General features: G+C 69.8%; 18 protein-coding genes. 7 read left to right on the top strand and 11 right to left on the bottom strand.

Features of this window, described 5'->3' with window-relative positions:
- Window positions 1-7 precede the first annotated feature (7 nt).
- Together ACIBHY_RS38015 and ACIBHY_RS38020 are read right to left on the bottom strand one after the other, a co-directional pair.
- Complete coding sequence (locus ACIBHY_RS38015; protein ID WP_379609845.1) at window positions 8-514, bottom strand: DUF6912 family protein; 507 nt, start codon at window positions 512-514, stop codon at window positions 8-10.
- A gap of 31 nt (window positions 515-545) precedes the next feature.
- Window positions 546-1,190, bottom strand: coding sequence for an HAD family hydrolase (locus tag ACIBHY_RS38020; protein ID WP_397309246.1), 645 nt, complete (start codon window positions 1,188-1,190; stop codon window positions 546-548).
- Between the two features lie 117 nt (window positions 1,191-1,307).
- Here ACIBHY_RS38020 and atpB point away from each other — a divergent pair, with 117 nt between their 5' ends.
- Entirely contained in the window at window positions 1,308-2,084 is a 777-nt protein-coding gene (gene atpB, locus ACIBHY_RS38025; protein WP_397309247.1) for a F0F1 ATP synthase subunit A, read from the top strand.
- 8 nt (window positions 2,085-2,092) lie between these two features.
- Here atpB and ACIBHY_RS38030 read toward each other — a convergent pair whose 3' ends face one another.
- Genes ACIBHY_RS38030 through ACIBHY_RS38060 form a run of 7 tightly spaced genes read right to left on the bottom strand, consistent with a single transcriptional unit; the run spans window position 2,093 to window position 7,787 of the window.
- Window positions 2,093-3,379, bottom strand: a complete 1,287-nt coding sequence (locus ACIBHY_RS38030) for a glycoside hydrolase family 3 protein (RefSeq protein ID WP_397309248.1) — start codon at window positions 3,377-3,379, stop codon at window positions 2,093-2,095.
- Window positions 3,380-3,424: 45 nt separating this feature from the next.
- Entirely contained in the window at window positions 3,425-5,098 is a 1,674-nt protein-coding gene (ptsP, locus tag ACIBHY_RS38035) for a phosphoenolpyruvate--protein phosphotransferase (RefSeq protein WP_397309249.1), read from the bottom strand.
- A complete protein-coding gene (locus ACIBHY_RS38040) occupies window positions 5,095-5,352 on the bottom strand; it encodes an HPr family phosphocarrier protein (RefSeq protein WP_397093921.1) in 258 nt (85 codons plus the stop codon). The genes ptsP and ACIBHY_RS38040 overlap by 4 nt, the downstream gene beginning before the upstream one ends.
- 44 nt (window positions 5,353-5,396) lie before the next feature.
- Window positions 5,397-6,017, bottom strand: coding sequence for an HAD family hydrolase (locus ACIBHY_RS38045; protein WP_397252085.1), 621 nt, complete (start codon window positions 6,015-6,017; stop codon window positions 5,397-5,399).
- Complete coding sequence (locus ACIBHY_RS38050; protein ID WP_184957721.1) at window positions 6,008-6,454, bottom strand: PTS glucose transporter subunit IIA; 447 nt, start codon at window positions 6,452-6,454, stop codon at window positions 6,008-6,010. The genes ACIBHY_RS38045 and ACIBHY_RS38050 overlap by 10 nt, the downstream gene beginning before the upstream one ends.
- Before the next feature lie 11 nt (window positions 6,455-6,465).
- Entirely contained in the window at window positions 6,466-6,702 is a 237-nt protein-coding gene (locus ACIBHY_RS38055) for a glucose PTS transporter subunit EIIB (RefSeq protein WP_184957722.1), read from the bottom strand.
- Between the two features lie 50 nt (window positions 6,703-6,752).
- The gene (locus ACIBHY_RS38060; protein ID WP_379609852.1) at window positions 6,753-7,787 is read right to left on the bottom strand and encodes an SIS domain-containing protein; all 1,035 of its coding nucleotides are present in this window, start codon (window positions 7,785-7,787) and stop codon (window positions 6,753-6,755) included.
- A 104-nt stretch (window positions 7,788-7,891) separates the two neighbouring features.
- Between ACIBHY_RS38060 and ACIBHY_RS38065 the strand changes: the two genes are divergently transcribed.
- From ACIBHY_RS38065 to ACIBHY_RS38080, 4 genes are all read left to right on the top strand, one after another.
- Window positions 7,892-8,629: a GntR family transcriptional regulator gene (locus ACIBHY_RS38065; protein ID WP_184957724.1), complete on the top strand. Its 738-nt coding sequence runs from the start codon at window positions 7,892-7,894 to the stop codon at window positions 8,627-8,629.
- Window positions 8,630-8,640: 11 nt separating this feature from the next.
- Window positions 8,641-9,984, top strand: a complete 1,344-nt coding sequence (locus ACIBHY_RS38070) for a PTS transporter subunit EIIC (protein ID WP_397252086.1) — start codon at window positions 8,641-8,643, stop codon at window positions 9,982-9,984.
- Window positions 9,985-10,378: 394 nt separating this feature from the next.
- A complete protein-coding gene (locus ACIBHY_RS38075) occupies window positions 10,379-11,683 on the top strand; it encodes a PTS transporter subunit EIIC (RefSeq protein ID WP_397252087.1) in 1,305 nt (434 codons plus the stop codon).
- A gap of 228 nt (window positions 11,684-11,911) precedes the next feature.
- The gene (locus tag ACIBHY_RS38080) at window positions 11,912-12,331 is read left to right on the top strand and encodes an Rv3235 family protein (RefSeq protein ID WP_397252088.1); all 420 of its coding nucleotides are present in this window, start codon (window positions 11,912-11,914) and stop codon (window positions 12,329-12,331) included.
- Between the two features lie 86 nt (window positions 12,332-12,417).
- On the opposite strand, the gene secA is transcribed toward ACIBHY_RS38080, so the two are convergent.
- Window positions 12,418-15,207, bottom strand: coding sequence for a preprotein translocase subunit SecA (secA, locus tag ACIBHY_RS38085; RefSeq protein ID WP_397252089.1), 2,790 nt, complete (start codon window positions 15,205-15,207; stop codon window positions 12,418-12,420).
- Between the two features lie 228 nt (window positions 15,208-15,435).
- On the opposite strand from secA, the gene ACIBHY_RS38090 reads away from it, so the two are divergent.
- The gene (locus tag ACIBHY_RS38090) at window positions 15,436-15,678 is read left to right on the top strand and encodes an HGxxPAAW family protein (RefSeq protein WP_184957727.1); all 243 of its coding nucleotides are present in this window, start codon (window positions 15,436-15,438) and stop codon (window positions 15,676-15,678) included.
- 167 nt (window positions 15,679-15,845) lie between these two features.
- On the top strand, window positions 15,846-17,024 hold the full coding sequence (locus ACIBHY_RS38095) for a winged helix-turn-helix domain-containing protein (RefSeq protein WP_397252090.1): 1,179 nt from the start codon (window positions 15,846-15,848) through the stop codon (window positions 17,022-17,024).
- Window positions 17,025-17,468: 444 nt separating this feature from the next.
- Here ACIBHY_RS38095 and ACIBHY_RS38100 read toward each other — a convergent pair whose 3' ends face one another.
- Complete coding sequence (locus ACIBHY_RS38100) at window positions 17,469-18,116, bottom strand: response regulator (protein WP_221339980.1); 648 nt, start codon at window positions 18,114-18,116, stop codon at window positions 17,469-17,471.
- Window positions 18,117-18,260 lie beyond the last annotated feature (144 nt).

Here is an 18,260-nt window from a genome sequence, read left to right on the forward strand (position 1 = left end):
GGCGACCTTAACGCAGGAGGTCGGGGATCTCCTGGGTCGCGTACCACATCAGTTCGTGCGCCTCGGCGCCGTCCACGGTGAAGCGGGCGTCGTCGTCGCCGTCGTCCGCGGCCGGGAGAGCGGCGATGGCCGCTTCGATGTCGGGGATGGCGTACAGGTCGTCCACGTGTGCCGCGGCCACCTTGGACAGGGGGACCGACTCCGCCAGCCGTACCCTGGCGCGCTCGGCCAGGTCCACGCCCACGGTGAGACCCCCGTCGGGGACCTCGGCCGCGACCACCACCCGCCGCGGGGCGGCGTCGACGCCGTCGGCTCGGTCGGCGGCGAGCATGCGCAGCGAGGCGCGGGCCGCCTCGGTGAGCGCCACGTATTCGAGCTCTTCGGTGTCGCCGGAGGCGTACCACTCGGTCAGCGCGGGGGTGACCGCGTAGCCGATCAACGGGGCCGGGCCGAGCTCTCCCGCGGCGACGGCCTTGGCCAGCGCGGGGAGCGTGCACGGCAGATAGACGCGCATGATGTGCCTTTCCGAGAAATCAAGAGCTCTATCATGCCCGCCGCAGCGGCAGGCGGAGGAGCGTCTCGAGTTCGGCGATGGTCGTGTCCGCGTCGCGGTGGTGGATGCCGGTGATGCCGAGGCCGCGGGCGGCGGTGATGTTCGCCTCGATGTCGTCGACGAACACACAGCTCCCGCCGGGCAGTCCCACCAGGTCGAGCGCATGGTGGAAGATGCGCGGCTCGGGCTTGCGCATGCCCACCTCGCCGGAGATCACCACCGCGTCGAAGACCTCGTCCCAGCCGTCGCGCGGGTAGGTGTTGGACCACGAGTTCGACAGCAGGCAGGTTCTGATCCCCGCCGTCCGCGCCATCCGCAGCATGTCGTACATGACGTCCACCCGGTCGAACGCCGCGAACATCCTCTCCAGCAGCCCCTCCGCGACCGGCGGCGCCCCGTCCACGGTGCGCAGCCGCGCCGCCAGGTCCCGCTCGAACGCCGCTCCCGGCATCTCCCCGCGCTCCAGCGCGTGCACGACGCTCTCGCCGTCGCCGTTGTAGGCGTGGTCCACGAGGCCGCGCATGACCGTGCGGTAGTGGGCGCCGTCGATGCGATCGGCCTCGATCCACTTGGCGATCGCGGTGGACAGGCTCGTCGTGAGCACGCCGCCCCAGTCGATCAGCACTCCTGCGACCACGGAGACCTCCCGGTGATGGAATATCGTTCTAGGGTAGTTCCCCCGGGAACGCGGCCGGCGGCGGGCGGGACATAACCGCTTAATCGGGCTCAACCTAACGCTGGTTAGGGTGACCGCATGGTGACCATCGACGACTATCGCGCCCCTGGTCCGGACATCTTCGTCTTCCCGCCGATCATCGACGGCGGCCCCTTCTGGTTCACCAAACCCGTGCTCCTCGCGGTCGTCTGCGCGGGGCTCGTCATCGCCTTCTGCTGGGCCGCCTTCGCCAAGCCCAAGATCGTCCCCCGTGGCGTCCAGAACGCCGGGGAGTACGTCTACCTCTTCGTCCGCGAGCAGGTCGCCAAGCCGTTCCTAGGAGCCGACGCCGACCGCTTCATGGGCCTGCTGTTCGCCTTGTTCCTACTGGTCCTGACCTGGAACCTGGTGGGCCTGATCCCGTTCGTCCAGTTCCCGGCCTCTTCGCACATCGCCTTCCCCGCCGTGCTGGCCGTCGCGATCTTCGTACTCAGGGTCTACCTGGGCGTCAAGCATCAGGGATTCACCGGCTACCTCAGGAACATGTCCGTCCCGCCCGACCTGCCCAAGTGGGCGCTGGGGATCTACGTGCCCATGGAGCTGGCGCACCAGTTCCTGTTCTCGTGGGCCACCCACGCCATCCGGGTCTTCGCCAACATGTTCGCCGGCCACATGCTGCTGGCCTTCTTCAGCTCGGTCGGCTTCTGGTTCCTGGTGGAGAAGCTCAGCCCGCTGGGCGCCCCGATCGGGCTGCTGGGCGTGGTGATGACGATCCTGCTGACGGCTTTCGAGCTGTTCATCATGTTCCTGCAGGCGTACCTGTTCACCATGCTCTCGGCCATGTACATCGCGAGTGGGCTGCGCGCCGAGCACTAAGCCGAGCGCTAACCGGCTGCGCGGGCGGCCAGCTTCCTGTGCTTGGCCGAGCGCAGTACCTTCGCGGCCTGTTCGGCCGAGGCCTTCGGCGCCTCGGTCAGGAAGCCGCGGTTCTTCCTCAGCGTGAGCAGCCGGGTCACCGAGGCGTCCAGCCGCGCCTCGGAGATCCGGCCCGACTTCACCGCCCCCAGCACCGCGTTGTACGCCTTCGGGAAGTCGGCGGGCATGAGCAGCAGATCGGCCCCGGCCAGCACGGCGCGTACCGCCACCTCACCGTCGCCGTACTTCTTGCGCACCCCGCCCATGTTCAGGGCGTCGGTGGAGATCACGCCCTTGAAGCCGAGCTTGTCGCGCAGCAGCCCGGTCAGGATGGGCTTGGACAGCGTGGCCGGATCGCCGGAGTCGTCCAGCTTCGGCATCACGATGTGCGCGCTCATGATCGCGTCCACGCCGGCGTCGATCGCGGCCTGGAACGGCGGCGCGTCCAGCTTCTCCCACTGCGCCCGGGTGTGCTTGATCACCGGAAGCCCGGTGTGGCTGTCGGTCGCGGTGTCTCCGTGGCCGGGGAAGTGCTTGGCGGTGCTGGCGACCCCGGCCTCCCCGAAGCCCTTGACCGCCGCGCCCACCATCTTGGCCACCTTGGCCGGGTCGTCGCCGAAGGCCCGCCGGCCGATCACCGGGTTGCGCGGGTTGAGGTTCACGTCGGCGACCGGGGCGAAGTCGAGGTTGACCCCGAGCGCCTTCAGCTCGTCGCCGGTGGCCCTGGCGACCGCCCGCGAGAACTCCGTGTCCCCGGTGGCGCCGATCCGGTCGGCGCTGGGCAGATCGGTCATCAGCGCCGACATCCGCGAGACCAGGCCGTTCTCCTGGTCGGTGCCGATGAGCAGCGGGACCCGCTTCGCGGCCGCTTGCAGGCCGTTGGCGAGCCTGACGACCTGCGCGGTGCTCCTGACGTTGGCCGGGAAGAGGATCACGCCGCCGAGGTGGTACTTGGCGACGACCTTCGCGGGCGTCTGGGCGCCGAACCTGGCCTGGTTCTCGCCGGAGACGCTGTCGGCGGCGGTGCCGTACACGACGGGCATGAACAGCTGCCCGACCTTCTCCTCCCGGCTCATCGCCTTCACCAGCCGCTCGACCTCGCCCGTCCTGGGCTTCGGCGACGTCGGCGCGGAGGCGGCCGGGCTCGGCTGGGCGGCGGCCGCCGCCGAGCTCGGCGCCGCCGGGCCGCCCCCTCCGCCCGCGCACGCGGCCAGAGCGAGAACGAGCATGCCTGCGGTGCCGATGCGTCCAACCATGTCCAACACGTTATCCGGGCAAGGCCGTGCAAGAGCCGCAGGAGGCTAAAGTCCGAGCTCCGCGAGTCCGGGCAGGTTGGAGCGGGCCGCCGCGCGCGCGTGCCGCGCCGTCGCCTGCCCCCGCGCCGCGTGCGCCGCGCGCCCGCACTCGTCCAGCGTGCTCACCGCCAGCGCCGCCCGTACGGCCGGCAGCGCGGTGGCGCTCATCGACAACGTGCTCACCCCGAGCCCGGCCAGCACGCAGGCGAGCACCGGATCGGCCGCCGACTCCCCGCACACCCCGCACTGCCGCCCGTTGTCCGAGGCGGCGGTGGCCGTGGCGGCGACGAGGTCGAGCAGCGCCGGCTGCCACGGGTCCTGCAGCCCGGCCAGCGCGCCCACCTGCCGGTCGGCGGCGAAGGTGTACTGCGACAGGTCGTTGGTCCCGATCGAGAAGAAGTCGGCCTCCTGGGCGAGTCCGTGCGCGCGCAGCGCCGCCGCCGGCACCTCGATCATCACGCCCGCGCTCGGCAGCCCGGCGGCCCGGCACGCTCCCGCGAACCACCTGGCCTCCTCGGCCGTGGCCACCATCGGCGCCATGACGTGCAGTTCGGCGTCGGTGCCTGCCGCCGCGGCGGCCAGAGCGGCCAGCTGCACGGCCATCACCTCCGGATGGAGGCGGAACATCCGCAGGCCCCGCTCCCCCAGCGCCGGGTTCGGCTCCGGAGCGGACGGCTTCAGGAAGGCCAGCGGCTTGTCCGCCCCGGCGTCCAGCGTGCGCACCACGACCTTGCCGCCGGGAAAGGCCTCCAGGACCGCCCGGTACGCGGCTTCCTGCTCCTCGATCGAGGGCGCCTGCGCGCGGTCCAGGAACAGGAACTCCGTCCGGTACAGGCCCACGCCCTCGGCGCCGTTGGCCAGCGCGGGGTCAAGGTCTCCCGGACCACCGATGTTGGCCAGCAGCGGCACCCGGTGCCCGTCCTTGGTCCGCCCGGGGCCGCGGACCGCGGCGATCGCGGCCCGCCTGCTCTCCTGCGCCCCGACCGCGGTGGCCACGTCGTCGTCGGACGGCTCCAGCCGTACCTCGCCGGTGGACCCGTCGACCAGCACCCGGGCGCCGGGCCTGATCGTCGTCGCGCCCGCGCAGGCCACGACGGCGGGCACCCCCATCGCCTTGGCCAGGATCGCGGTATGGCTGGTCGGCCCGCCCTCCTCGGTGACGAACGCGGCCACCACGTCCCTGGACAGCAGCGCGGTGTCGGCCGGCGCGAGGTCACGGGCGATCAGCACGTACGGCTCCGCCGCCTCGACCGGCAGCCCGGGCAGCGGCTGCCCGGTCAGCTGGGCGATCACCCGGTCACGGATGTCGTCGAGGTCGGCGACCCGCTCACCGAGGTAGCCGCCGGCCTTGGCCAGCAGGTCGCGGTACCTGCCGAACGACTCGTACACGGCTCTGGGCGCGGCCAGGCCGCCGTCGATGAGCGACTTGACGCCCACGATCAGGCCGGGGTCCTCGGCCATCAGGGCCTGCGCCTGCAGGATCTCCCTGGCCTCGCCGCCGGCCTTGTCGCCGCGGGCCTCCAGGGCCCCGGCGACCTGCTTGAGCGCGGCCAGCGCGCGCTCCTTCTCCTGGACGGCCTCGCCGGTGAAGGTCTGGCCCGCGGGGGGTTCGGGCACCGAGGCCGTCAGGACGTAGGCGGGACCATGACCGATCCCCTGGCTGACCCCCGTGCCCTTCACGGCGTCTCAGCGATCTTGACCAGCTCGTCCAAGACGTCCTCGGCGCCCTCGCCGTCGGCCGTGATCACGATGGTCTCGCCCTGGCGGACGTCCAGCCCCATGACCGACAGGATGCTCTTGGCGTTGACCTGGGGACCGTCGGCCTTGCCGACCGTGACGTCGATCGGGGCCTTGGTCGCCGTCTGCACGAACGTCGCCGCCGGACGGGCGTGCAGGCCCACTTCGGCGGCGATGACGGCCTTGCGCTCTGCCATGAGACTTTCCTCCTTGATGATGGCGGTCCAGACCAGTTTGAACCTTAGGTGAACGGCGGCCAGTCGACCGCTGTGAGATCGGCCACCACGAGGTCGGCCTGGGCCAGTTCGTCGCCGGCGTGCGAGGTGGCGACGCCGACGCAGCGCATCCCGGCCGCCTTGGCCGCGGCGATGCCGGCCAGCGAGTCCTCGAACACCACGCAGTCGGCCGGATCGGCGCCCAGCCGCTCGGCCCCGAGCAGGAAGCCCGCCGGGTCCGGCTTGCCGACGGCCACGTCCTCGGCCGCGACGATCTCCCTGATCAGCTTCCGTACGCCCACCTGCTCCAGTCGCGTCTCGGCCCACGCGCGACCGGCCGAGGTGACCAGGCCGATGGGCGAGCCGTACGCGGCGACCTTGCGGACCAGCTCGGCCGCGCCGGGCACCGGCACGATCTCGGGCAGTTCCGGGTGGTCGTTGTAGCCGTAGACCTCGCGGATCAGCTCCTCGACGTCGTGGCCGGGGAACACCTCGGGGATCACGTCGCGGCCCCTGCGGCCCATGAAGACACGCACGTCCTGCTTGACGTCGTGCTTGTCGAGCAGGAGTTGCCACATGGCCATGCTCCGGGCTTCGGTATTGATCAGCGTCCCGTCAAGGTCGAAAAGAGCTGTGTCTATTCCCACCGGAACAACTCGTCCCCCACATGAACCTCCCCCTCCGCGACGCCGGTCACCGACTCGGCCGCCGCGTCCAGTGCGACCACCGGGCAGACCGGCGAGCGGCCGCCCGCCTCGATGGCCGCGGGGTCCCAGGCGACGACCGGCTGACCGGCACTGACCCGGTCCCCCTCGGCCGCCAGCAGCTGGAACCCCTCCCCCTTGAGCTGGACGGTGTCGATCCCCAGGTGCACCAGCACGCCTCTGCCGTCGTCCCCCACGATGACGTAGGCATGCGGATGCAATTTCATGATTTTTCCGGGTATCGGGGCAACTGCCTTGCCCGGTCCCCGCAAGGGGTCGATGGCCGTGCCCGGCCCCACCATGCCCGCGGAGAAGACCGGATCGGGCACGGCCGCCAACCCCACTGCTGCCCCCTCGACCGGGGCGAGAACAGTCGTCATGGTCTCGCCCTCTAGCCGATGATGTCCTCGATGTCGCTGGCGATCGTGTCGGCCTCCGGCCCCACGACCACCTGGACCACGTTCCCCGCCGCCATCACCCCGTGGGCTCCGGCCGCCTTGAGCGCGGCCTGATCCACCTTGGAGGCGTCGTGCACCTCGGTGCGCAGGCGTGTGATGCAGGGTTCGATCTCGATGATGTTCTCGGCGCCGCCGAGTCCCGCGATGATCGCGTTTACGTCCGTCGCCATCCGGTCCTCCTCCTGAATACTCTCCGACCAGGCTAAACGACGCTCCGTGATCAGTCGGTCTGGGTCACCTTGTTGAGTCCGCGCGGCGCGTCGGGGTCGATGCCGAGCCTGCGGGCCAGCGACTCGGTGAGCAACTGACCGGGCACGATCAGGCCCATCGGGGCGACCCACTCGGGCAGGTCCGGGCCGTTCAGGGCGGCGGTGCCCGCGCCGGCGAGAGCCGTACCCCCGCCGATGGTGAAGGCGGACGCGCCCGCCGCCACGACGCGCTCGGCGAGCGCGACGGTGCCGGAGAGCGTGGGGCTGTTCTCCGCGGCGACCAGCAGCGCGGGGGTGTCGGCGTCGACCACGGCGATGGGGCCGTGCAGGAGGTCGGCGTAGGACAGGCCCATGGCGTGCAGGTAGCAGGCCTCCTTGAGCTTGAGCGCGGTCTCCAGCGCGGTCGAGAACGCCAGGCCGCGGCCGGAGACGACCACGCCCGGCTTGTCGGCCAGGCCCTCGACCACCGCGTCCAGGTCGCCCGGGTCGGTGATCAGCTTCTCCACCGCGTCCGGGACCTTCTGCAGGTCGTCGGCGTCCACGTCGGCGCCCAGCCCCAGCGCGAGAACGGCCAGCGCGGCCAGCTGCGTGGTGTACGTCTTGGTGGCGGGCACGGCCTTCTCCTCGCCGGCCAGCGTGACCAGCGCCAGGTCGGCGACCTGGGCGAGCGGGCTGTCCGGACCGCCGTTCGTGACGCCCACGGTCTTCGCGCCGCAGTCCTTGGCCCAGGCCAGGGTCTCGACGATCTCCTCGGTGCGGCCCGACTGCGAGATGGCCACGGCCAGCACGCCGTCGAGGTCGAGCTTGCGCTTGTAGGTGGTCGCGATGGACGGGGCGGCGAGCGCGGAGAGACGACCCGCATGTGATTCCACCAGGTAGCGCCCGTAGACTGCGGCATTGTCCGAGGTGCCGCGCGCGATGAAGAGCAGCTGACGTGTCTGCTCGCCCAGCGCCCTGACCTCATCGACTCTGGGGAGCAAGGAGTCCAGGGTGGCCCGCAGCGCCGCGGGCTGCTCGGCGATCTCGCTGCGCATCTTCGTGGTCATCTTGTCCTCATCGGCTTGACTGATAATTCCGGCATGTGGTCTAGTCCGGACTAGACCAGTACGAACCATAGCTCATCGACCAGGTCAGATCGAGGGGAGGATCCGTGGCGCACATCGATCCGGACAGCCCGGTGCCCAAGTACTTCCAGCTGCGCGAGATCCTGCTGGACCTCATCGACAGCAACGAGCTCAGCATCGGCGCGGCGATCCCGTCCGAGCGCGAGCTCTGCCAGCGTTTCGGCCTGTCCAGGATGACGGTACGGCAGGCCGTCGATCACCTGGTGTCCGAGGGACGGCTGCACCGGGTGCCGGGAAAAGGCACCTTCGTCGCCCGCCCGAAGATCGAGCTGGCGCTCCAGCTCACCTCGTTCACCGACGACATGCGCGCCCGCGGCATGGAGCCCGGTTCGCGCGACCTGGACCGCCGCGTCGTGCGCGCCAGCGCGCACCTGGCCAAGGAACTGGGCATCCAGCCCGGCGAAGAGGTCCACTTCATCGAGCGGCTGCGTACCGCGGATGGGGAGCCCCTGTCCATCGAGCGCGCGCACATCCCGGTGAAACTGGCCCCCAACCTTGCCGACCACGACCTTTCCGACAGATCCCTGTATGAGCTGCTGGAGAGCCGCTACGGCCTCGTCATGGACGCCGGCGAGCTCACCATAGACGGCGGCATCGCCGACCCCAGCGACGCCGACCTGCTGAAGCTGCCGCGCGGCGGAGCCGTACTCCTGCTCCAGCGCCGGTCCTTCTCCGGCGGCGTCTGCGCCGAGCTGGGCGTGTCCACCTACCGGGCCGACCGCTACCAGCTGCGCACCATCCTGGAAATGCCCGCTCGACGCTGAGGACTCCCGCAGTGAACGAGACCACAGCGGCCGCTCCGTCGCCGCTCTCCCGCGTCATGAACGTGCTGCAGCGGTTAGGCCGCTCCCTCATGCTGCCCATCGCCGCGCTGCCCGCGGCCGGGCTCTTAATGCGCTTCGGCCAGCCCGACATGCTCGGCTCCAACGGCCCCAAGCCCGGCGGCCTGGCCGACGTCGCGGGGTTCGCCTGGATGAGCAGCGTCGCCGCGGTCATCGACGCCGCCGGATCGGCCCTGTTCGAGAACCTTCCCCTGATCTTCGCCGTCGGCGTCGCCATCGGCTTCGCCCGCAAGGCCGACGGCACCACCGCGCTCGCCGCCGTCGTCGGCTACCTGGTCTTCGACCGCGTCACCAAGGTCATGTTCTTCGGCTCGGGCATCCGCGACACCGTGCTCATCAGGGAATCCACACCCGAGGGCGTCAAAGAGATCATCGACTACGGCCTGCAGAACCCCACCAAGGTCCTCGGCGGCATCATGATGGGCCTGGTCGCGGCCATGCTCTGGCAACGCTTCTACCGCATCAAACTGCCCTCCTGGCTGGCCTTCTTCGGCGGGCGCCGGTTCGTACCGATCATCACCTCCATCGTCGCCCTCCTGCTCGGCGTCATCGTCGGCTGGGCGTGGCCGTTGCTCGGCGAATGGATCTCACACGCCGGAGAGGGCCTGGCCAACCTCGGCCCGCTCGGCGCGGGCATCTACGGCCTGATCAACCGGCTGCTCATCCCGCTCGGCCTGCACCACTTCGTCAACTCCATCGTCTGGTACGTCGTGCCGCAATGCGAGGTCGGCGGCCGGGTCCTCAGCGGCGACTGGAACTGCTACTTCGGCGGCGACCCCAACGCCGGGGAGTTCATGGCCGGATTCTTCCCGGTGATGATGTTCGCGCTGCCCGCCGCGGCGCTGGCCATGTGGCGCGCGGCCCCCAAACACCGGCGCGCCACGGTCGGCGGCATCATGCTCTCGGCCGCGCTGGCGTCGTTCGTCACCGGCGTCACCGAGCCGATCGAGTTCGCCTTCATCTTCGTGGCGCCCGTCCTGCTGGTCGTGCACGCGGTGCTGACCGGGCTCGCGATGGCGCTGACCGCGCTGATCGGGGGCCAGCTGGGGTTCGGCTTCTCGGCCGGTCTGCTGGACATGCTGCTCAACATCGGCAAGTCCAACACCCAGAACATCGTCGGCATCCTTGTGCTGGGTGTGGTGTACGGAATCGTGTACTACGTCGTGTTCACGTTCCTGATCCGGCGCTTCAACTTCATGACACCGGGCCGCGAACCAGAGCTCGACCTCGACTCCGGCGAAACCGGAGCCACCCCCACCCAAAGCCGAGACCCCTGACGCCCCCTCCTCCCCACGGGTCCCACAGACGGACACCACCTCCCCCACGCCCAGCGGGGTGCCACGCCCCACCCGGAGGAGCCCCCACCAGCGGGCAACCCCTCGGAGCGCTCCCACCCGGCCATGGCCCCACTCGGTGTGACCCACGCGGCCGCTGCCCACCCGGAGCATGGCGCACCCCGCGACCTCGGAGGGGGCGGGCATGGCGGCCCTGGCTGCCGGAGCGCCGAAGCGCGGCAGCGTGGGCCGTCCGTGTCGTGGTGTCTGTGGCGGGGCTGGAGCGTGGGTGTGGCTTGCGGGTGACCCGCGTGCCGAGGCGCGTGGTGGTTGTTTTTGCCGTGCGTGCGCGTGGTAGGAATCCTGCATCCCCCGGCTGATCTTCCCGGGGGGAACCATGAGCACCACGAGCGCCGAAGCCGGCACGTCCTTCTGGTCGTCCGCCTTCGCCGTCCTGCAGCGCATCGGCCGTTCCCTCATGCTGCCCATCGCCGTCCTGCCCGCCGCCGGGCTGCTGCTCCGGTTCGGTCAGGACGATCTGCTGGGCCGTACCGACAACGCCTTCCTCGACCGGGTCGCGGCGATCTTCGCGGCCGCGGGCGGGGCGCTGTTCGACAACCTGCCGCTGCTGTTCGCGCTGGGAGTGGCGATCGGGTTCGCGAAGAAGGCGGACGGATCTACGGCTCTGGCCGCTTTGGTGGGGTATCTGGTGTTCGACCAGGTGACGCGGCGGATGTTCTTCGAGTCGAGTGCGCCGGCCGTACACGACAAAGTGACGCAGACGCTGGTGGACGGGACGAGGGTCATCAACCAGGCGGCCTCCGCGCAGCCCACCGGCGTGCTCGGCGGCATCCTCATCGGCCTCGTGGCCGCCACCCTCTGGCAGCGCTACTACCGCATCAAGCTCCCCACCTGGCTGGCCTTCTTCGGCGGGCGGCGGTTCGTCCCCATCGTCACCGCGGTGGTCGCACTGCTGCTCGGCGTCCTCATCGGCCTCATCTGGCCGCCCATCGGCCAGGCCCTCACCAGCTTCGGCGACTGGCTGGCCACGAACTCCGCCCTCGGAGCCGGCGTGTACGGCGTGGCCAACCGCTTCCTGATCCCCCTCGGCCTGCACCACTTCGTCAACTCGATCGTCTGGACCGTCATCCCGGAGTGCACGGTCAACGGCGTCCACGCGGCCGGCGACCTCAAGTGCTACGCCATCGGCCAGCAGGGCGCGGGCATCTTCATGACCGGCTTCTTCCCGGTGCTGATGTTCGGCGTCCCCGGCGCGGCGCTGGCCATCTGGCGCGCGGCGCCCAAGCACAGGCGGGCCGCGGTGGGCAGCATCATGGTCGGCGGCGCGCTGACCGCGTTCGTGACGGGGATCACCGAGCCGGTCGAGTTCGCGTTCATCTTCGTGGCGCCGCTGCTGTTCGTCGCCCACGCCCTGCTCACCGGTGCGGCGATGGCGCTCATGGCGGCGCTGGAGACGCGCCTCGGCTTCAACTTCTCCGCCGGACTGTTCGACATGCTCCTGAACGCCAGCAAGTCCAACACGTGGGGTCTCGGACTGATCATCCTGATCGGACTGGCGTATTTCGCGCTCTATTACGTGTTGTTCTCGTTCCTGATCCGGCGCCTGAACATCCCCACACCCGGACGCGAGCCAGAAGACACGCCCAGTGGTGCCGGTCCGGCGGATTCCGCCACACCCTGACCGCCGGTTTCACTGCGTCCGAAAGGATTTCGCGCCGGTCGCAAGCCCGTGCGGCCGGTCCTTAACGCGATCATGCCCGCCCATCCTGGGGCTCCAACCTGAGCTGATCTTCTTCGCCATTCTCCGCATATCGGCGGTCCCGGCGAGAAAGTCGGCGGCCGGGGTATCTGATGGCGTGGCCGAAAACTCCTTCTTACGACGCCGATCCAACCCCCCTGAAGGAGCGCCGTGTCCCCAGAAATCGGAATCCTCCCGCTGCCCGAGCCGCCCTACGACGGCGACCGGCCCCGCGTCGACGGCGCGCTGGCACTCAAGCCGTTCATCTGGGGCCCGGCCGGAGCCTTGCCGGACGAGCGCCGGCTGCGGCTGTTCGGGCAGGCGCTGGCCGAGGTGCTGGCCGGGCGGCGACCGGCCGAGAACCTCGCCGACCGGTTCACCGAGCGGGCCTACCACGAACTGCTCCAGGCCGGGCGCATGATCGACACCGAGCGGCCGCCGTTCGTCGGGGTGCCGCACGTCAACGAGCCACGCGACGGGGCGATCGAGATGTGCCTGCTGGTACACGGCGGCGACCGCAGCCGCGTGCTGGCCGTGCGCCTGGAGCGCCGGGGAGTGCAGTGGGTGTGCACCGACTTCGAGACCGCCTGACGCTTCGCCGTACCGGCGGGAAAGAGCGGGAAGGAACGGAAAGGCCCCCGCGCCCGAAGTGGGGAGCGGGGGCCTTTCGCGGTGCGCTAGGCGGCGTTCTTGGGGTCGCCGTGGCAGCGCTTGAACTTCTTGCCCGAGCCGCACGGGCACGGCGCGTTGCGCTCGACGTTGCCGTAGGCGGCGCGCTCGGCGGCGGTCGTGCGGACCCTGGTGTGCTCGACCTCGCCCTGCTCACCGGGCGCGGAGTACTCCAGCTCGGCGGGACGCTCGGGGCCGCGCAGGCCGCGCGCGATGATCGAGCGGGTCTCCGCCATCATCTCGTCCTCCTCCTCGACGATCGGGTTCTCCTGAACCTCGACCTCGATGTTGAAGAGGAAGCCGACCGAGTCCTCCTTGATGCCCTCCAGCATCCCGGAGAACATCTCGAAGCCCTCGCGCTGGTACTCGATCTGCGGGTCCTTCTGCGCGTAGGCCCGCATGCCGATGCCCTCGCGCAGGTAGTCCATCTCGTAGAGGTGCTCGCGCCACTTGCGGTCGAGGACCGACAGGATGACGCGGCGCTCGAACTCGCGGGTCGCCTCGGCGCCGAGTTCCTCCTCGCGCCGGACGTAGGCGTTGAGCGCGTCCTCCTTGACCTTCGTGCTGATCAGCTCGGCGGTGACCTCCTCGCGGCCGCCGGCCTCCTCGATGAAGTCCTCCAGCTTGAGCGAGACCGGGTAGAGCTCGCCGAAGGCCTTCCACAGCTTGTCGAGGTCCCACTCCTCCGCGAAGCCCTCCGCGGTGGCGCCGGCCACGTAGCCTTCGACGACCTCCTCGATGAAGCCGCGCACCTGCTCGTGCAGGTCGGCGCCTTCGAGGACGCGGTGGCGCTCGGCGTAGATGACCTTGCGCTGGCGGTTCATGACCTCGTCGTACTTCAGAACTTCCTTGCGGATCTCGAAGTTCTGCTGCTCGACCTGGTGCTGGGCGGAGGCGATGGCCTTGGAGACGATGCCCGACTCGATCGGCTGGTCGTCGGGGATGTTGAGCCTGGTCATGATCATCTCGACCCTGGCCGAGTTGAACAGGCGCATCAGGTCGTCGCCGAGCGAGAGGTAGAAGCGGGACTCGCCGGGGTCGCCCTGACGGCCGGCGCGACCGCGCAGCTGGTTGTCGATGCGGCGCGACTCGTGGCGCTCGGTGCCGAGCACGTACAGGCCGCCGAGCTCGGTGACCTCGTCGTGCTCCGCGCGCACCGCGGTCTTGGTCTTCTCCAGGACCTCGGGCCAGGCCTTCTCGTACTCCTCCGCGGTCTCGACCGGGTCGAGGCCCTTGGCCCGGAGCTCCAGGTCGGCGCGGAACTCGGAGTTGCCGCCGAGCATGATGTCGGTGCCTCGGCCGGCCATGTTGGTGGCGACGGTGACGGCGCCCTTGCGGCCCGCCTCGGCGATGATCGTGGCCTCACGCGCGTGGTTCTTCGCGTTGAGCACCTCGTGCTGGACGCCGCGGCGCTTGAGCGCCTTCGACAGCCGCTCGGACTTCTCCACCGAGGTGGTGCCGATGAGGACCGGCTGGCCGGCGTTGTTGCGCTCGACGATGTCCTCGACCACGGCGGAGAACTTGGCGTCCTCGGTCTTGTAGACCACGTCCGCCTGGTCCTTGCGGATCATCGGGCGGTTGGTCGGGATCGGGACCACGCCGAGCTTGTAGGTCTGGTGGAACTCGTTGGCCTCGGTGACCGCGGTGCCGGTCATGCCGGACAGCTTCTCGTAGAGGCGGAAGTAGTTCTGGAGGGTGACGGTGGCGAGCGTCTGGTTCTCGTCCTTGACCTTCACGCTCTCCTTGGCCTCGATGGCCTGGTGCATGCCCTCGTTGTAGCGCCGGCCGTGCAGGATGCGGCCGGTGAACTCGTCGACGATGAGCACCTCGCCGTCGGCGACGATGTAGTCCTTGTCCTTCTTGAACAGCTCCTTGGCCTTCAGGGCGTTGTTCAGGAAGCCGACCAGGTGGGTGTGCTCGGGCTTGTACAGGTTGTCGATGCCGAGCCAGTCCTCGACCTTGGCGACGCCGTCCTCGAGGATGCCGACGGTGCGCTTCTTCTCGTCGACGATGTAGTCGCCGGTGCTCTCCTCGCCCTGGTTCTTGGCCTCGACGCCGCGGCGGAGCCTGGGAACGATCTTGGCGAACTCGGCGTACCACTTGCCGGACTGCTCGCCGGGGCCGGAGATGATCAGCGGCGTACGGGCCTCGTCGATGAGGATGGAGTCGACCTCGTCGACGATGGCGAAGTTGTGGCCGCGCTGCACGCACTCGTCCAGCGACCACGCCATGTTGTCGCGCAGGTAGTCGAAGCCGAACTCGTTGTTGGTGCCGTAGGTGATGTCCGCCTCGTACTGCTTGCGCCGCTCGTCGGGCTGCTGGCCCGAGAGGATCATGCCGACGTCGAGGCCGAGGAAGCGGTAGATGCGGCCCATGTTCTCGGCGCCGACACGCACCAGGTAGTCGTTCACGGTGATGACGTGAACGCCCTTGCCGCTGATCGCGTTGAGGTACGCCGGGAGCGTACAGGTGAGGGTCTTGCCCTCACCGGTCTTCATCTCCGCGATGTTGCCCATGTGGAGCGCGGCTCCACCCATGATCTGCACGTCGAAGTGACGCTGGCCGAGCACGCGCCTCGCGGCCTCGCGCACGGTCGCGAACGCTTCGGGAAGCAGATCTTCAAGGGACTCGCCGTCGGCGTAGCGCTGTCGATACTCGTCCGTGAGCGCGCGCAGCTCCGCGTCGGACATACTCCTGAAGTCGTCCTCGATGGAGTTGACCTGATCGGCGATGCGCTTCAGCTTGCGGAGGGTCTTGCCTTCGCCGGCACGTAGGATCTTGTCGAGAATGGCTGCCACTTTATGTAAAGCTCCTCGCAGGTCTACCCCGGCGGCGCCGCCAGGAGGAGAGGCCGAGACAAACTTCCCCGTTGCCATCGTAGGCGGTCTCGCTACCAGACACAGCCAATGCGACGGGCCACCCGCATCCCCCTTCTGGGAGAATGGTGTTTCGGCAGAGCGTATGCCGAAGTAGACCGATCTCGCACCAATGACTGGCTGGCGGGAGAACATAGGAAGGACAAGGCCATGTCAGGCGGACAAAACCTAGGCAATCACGCCGGCCGCGCGTCGTCGTGGCTCGCGGTGACGGTCGCCCTCGCGGGCTTCATCGTCGCCGGAGTCGGCATGCCCGTCGAGAGCTGGCTGATGATCTGGATCGGCATCGGCCTCGTCGTCGTGGGCGCCATCCTCGCTCTCGTGTTCGACATCATGTCCGACGTCGTCATCGACGCGCCCCGGGTCGGCATGCGAGCGGAGCACCACCGCTAGGACCTCCACGACGGCGGGCGCTCGGCGATCATGCCGGTGCCCGCCGTTTTGCCGGTACCCGCCGTTTGCCGGTACCCGCCGTTCTGCCGGTGCCCGTCGTTGGTCGGCGCCCGCTGTCCTGCCGGCGCCCCGCCGTTTTGTCGGTGGCCCCCGTTAGCATTCCCGGCATGCTCCTGACCGCCGACGACGCCCGCCGGATCATCCTGCGCGCCCAAGGCCTGCTGGGCTCCGACGGCCGCAAGGGCGGCCCCCACGCCGTGCTCCGCAGACTCGGCGCCGTGCAGCTCGACACCGTCTCGGTGCTGGCCCGCTCCCACGAACTCGTGGCCTACGCCCGCCTGGGCGCGGTCGGCAGGCAGAAGGTCGAGCGCGCCTACTGGCACGCCCCGGCCCAGAGCTTCGAGTACTGGTGCCACGCCGCCTGCATCCTGCCCATCGAGCACTGGCCCCTCTACTCCTTCCGCCGCCGGGCGTACCGCGAGCGCCGCTTCCGCTGGCACCAGGTCCCCGACGGCGTGGAGAAGCTCCTCGATCAGGTACGGCAGAGCGGCCCCATCACCACCTCCGACGTCGGCGGCGCCAAGAACGGCGGCGCCTGGTGGGACTGGTCCGATTCCAAGATCGGCCTGGAGTGGCTGCTCGACATCGGCGAGCTCGTCTGCACCCGCCGCGTGGGCTGGCGCCGCGTCTACGACCTGGCCGAGCGCTCCGTCCCCGCCGACCTGCTCGGCCAGGACCTCACCGACGAGGAGTGCATCGTACGGCTGGCGGGCGTGGCCGGCCGTTCCCTGGGTGTGGCCACCACCACGGACCTCGTCGACTTCCTGCGCGTGCGCAACCACCACCGCTCGATCCTGGAGGAATCCCTTGCCGGCGGTGCCGCCGGCCTGGTGCCGGTGGAGGTGTCGGGCTGGGGCCAGAAGGGCAAGTCCGCCAAGGCCTGGGCCGACCCGGTGGCCCTGGAGTCCGCCCCGCGCGGCCGCCACCGCGCCACGCCGATCTCCCCGTTCGACTCGCTCATCTGGCACCGGGGGCGCACCTCACGCGTGTTCGGCTTCGACTACACGCTTGAGCTCTACGTCCCCAAGCACAAGCGCGTCCACGGCTACTTCACCATGCCGATCCTGGCCGGAGGCAGACTCATCGGCCGCGTGGACCCGGGCCGCGAGGGCACCACGTTCGTGGCCCGCCAGATCAGCCTCGAACCCGGCCTGTCGGTGTCCAAGTGGGGCGACTCGGTCCGCGAGGCGCTGTGGGAGGCGGCTTCGTGGGTCGGCTGCGACACAGTCCGGGTAGAGCGCGCCGACCCCTCCCTGGCCACCCACCTCCAAACCACCCCCGCCTGACCACCCCAGCCGCCGGCATGCCCTGCCGGAACTGCCGGTGACACAGGCTCCACCCCGGAAGCGACAGCCCGCCACCAGGCACCCGAGCTCGCAGGCGGCCAACGAGATTGCCGCCAAGCCCGGGGCCAGGCACGGGCACGCGCGGTCCGCAGACGGGGAACGCGACCGGGCTTCACGGAGGGTGCCCCGGGGTGCGGGACACCCACGGCTGGCGGTTCGGCATGCCGGCGACAGCCCTGGGCGCCGACCACACGGTCCGCAGAGGGAAACCGAGCCCGGCCCCGCTGAGCGGGCTTCACGGAGGGCGGCGCGTTGTGGCGGCGCACCCGGCGGCTCAGCAGGCCGGAAGGGCGGGCACAGGACCGGCAAAAGGGGAAGGTGGGCGGGGATCGCGTCCCGGGTTGGGAGCGATCCCCCTGGTAGGCGGCTAAGCGGGTGGGATCGTCAGGTGATTTCCAGCATGCGCTCGCGCACCGCGTAGACCACGGCCTCCATCCGCGAGTGCAGTTGCAGCTTGTCCAGGATGTTGCGGACGTGGTTCTTCACCGTGTTCTCCGAGATGAAGAGCTGTTTGGCGATCTCCCGGTTGTTCATGCCCTTGGCCACCAGGCGCAGCACTTCCATCTCGCGCTCGGTCAGGCGCGGGACGGGGAGCTGGGGTGGCCGTTCGGCCTCCTTGCGGCTCATGTTGGCGAACTCGGTGATGAGCTTGGCGGCCATGGCGGGGTTGATGAGGGACTGGCCTTCGTGCACCCCGCGCACGGCGTCGGGGACGTCGTTGATCTGGACGTCTTTCAGCAGGTAGCCGGTGGCTCCCGCCTTGATGGCCTCGAAGAGGTCTTCTTCCTCGTCGCTCACGGTCAGCATGATGATGCGCGTGCTGGGGACCGAGGCCTTGATGCCCTTCGTGGCCTCGATGCCGTCCTGGCGCGGCATCCGCACGTCCATGAGCGCCACGTCGGGCATGAGGCGGTCGGCCATCTCGACCGCCTCCTGACCGTCGCTCGCCTCTCCGACCACCTCGATGTCGGCCTCAGCGGCCAGTGCCAGCGCGAGACTGCGCCTGATCAGCTCGTGATCGTCCACGATCATCACGCGGATCGGCTCGTCTCTCTCCGGCGTGGGGGTCTCGCCGCTGTCAGCCACGGAGCCTCCTCAGCCGGTCGTCGGCCGAGTACCCTCGCCTGCCCCGCATGGTCACGGAGCCTCCTTCGGCTCCGCGACCGCCGCGTGCGG

It is taken from the genome of Nonomuraea sp. NPDC050547, assembly GCF_044457345.1.
Lineage (GTDB): Bacteria > Actinomycetota > Actinomycetes > Streptosporangiales > Streptosporangiaceae > Nonomuraea.

Bases quoted from the DNA above. Each gene is read 5' to 3' on its own strand.
- ACIBHY_RS38015 (WP_379609845.1), bottom strand. From the start codon at position 514: ATGCGCGTCTATCTGCCGTGCACGCTCCCCGCGCTGGCCAAGGCCGTC.
- atpB (WP_397309247.1), top strand. From the start codon at position 1,308: ATGGTGACCATCGACGACTATCGCGCCCCTGGTCCGGACATCTTCGTC.
- ACIBHY_RS38030 (WP_397309248.1), bottom strand. From the start codon at position 3,379: ATGGTTGGACGCATCGGCACCGCAGGCATGCTCGTTCTCGCTCTGGCC.
- ACIBHY_RS38040 (WP_397093921.1), bottom strand. From the start codon at position 5,352: ATGGCAGAGCGCAAGGCCGTCATCGCCGCCGAAGTGGGCCTGCACGCC.
- ACIBHY_RS38050 (WP_184957721.1), bottom strand. From the start codon at position 6,454: ATGACGACTGTTCTCGCCCCGGTCGAGGGGGCAGCAGTGGGGTTGGCG.
- ACIBHY_RS38055 (WP_184957722.1), bottom strand. From the start codon at position 6,702: ATGGCGACGGACGTAAACGCGATCATCGCGGGACTCGGCGGCGCCGAG.
- ACIBHY_RS38060 (WP_379609852.1), bottom strand. From the start codon at position 7,787: ATGACCACGAAGATGCGCAGCGAGATCGCCGAGCAGCCCGCGGCGCTG.
- ACIBHY_RS38075 (WP_397252087.1), top strand. From the start codon at position 10,379: ATGAGCACCACGAGCGCCGAAGCCGGCACGTCCTTCTGGTCGTCCGCC.
- ACIBHY_RS38090 (WP_184957727.1), top strand. From the start codon at position 15,436: ATGTCAGGCGGACAAAACCTAGGCAATCACGCCGGCCGCGCGTCGTCG.
- ACIBHY_RS38095 (WP_397252090.1), top strand. From the start codon at position 15,846: ATGCTCCTGACCGCCGACGACGCCCGCCGGATCATCCTGCGCGCCCAA.
- ACIBHY_RS38100 (WP_221339980.1), bottom strand. From the start codon at position 18,116: ATGATCGTGGACGATCACGAGCTGATCAGGCGCAGTCTCGCGCTGGCA.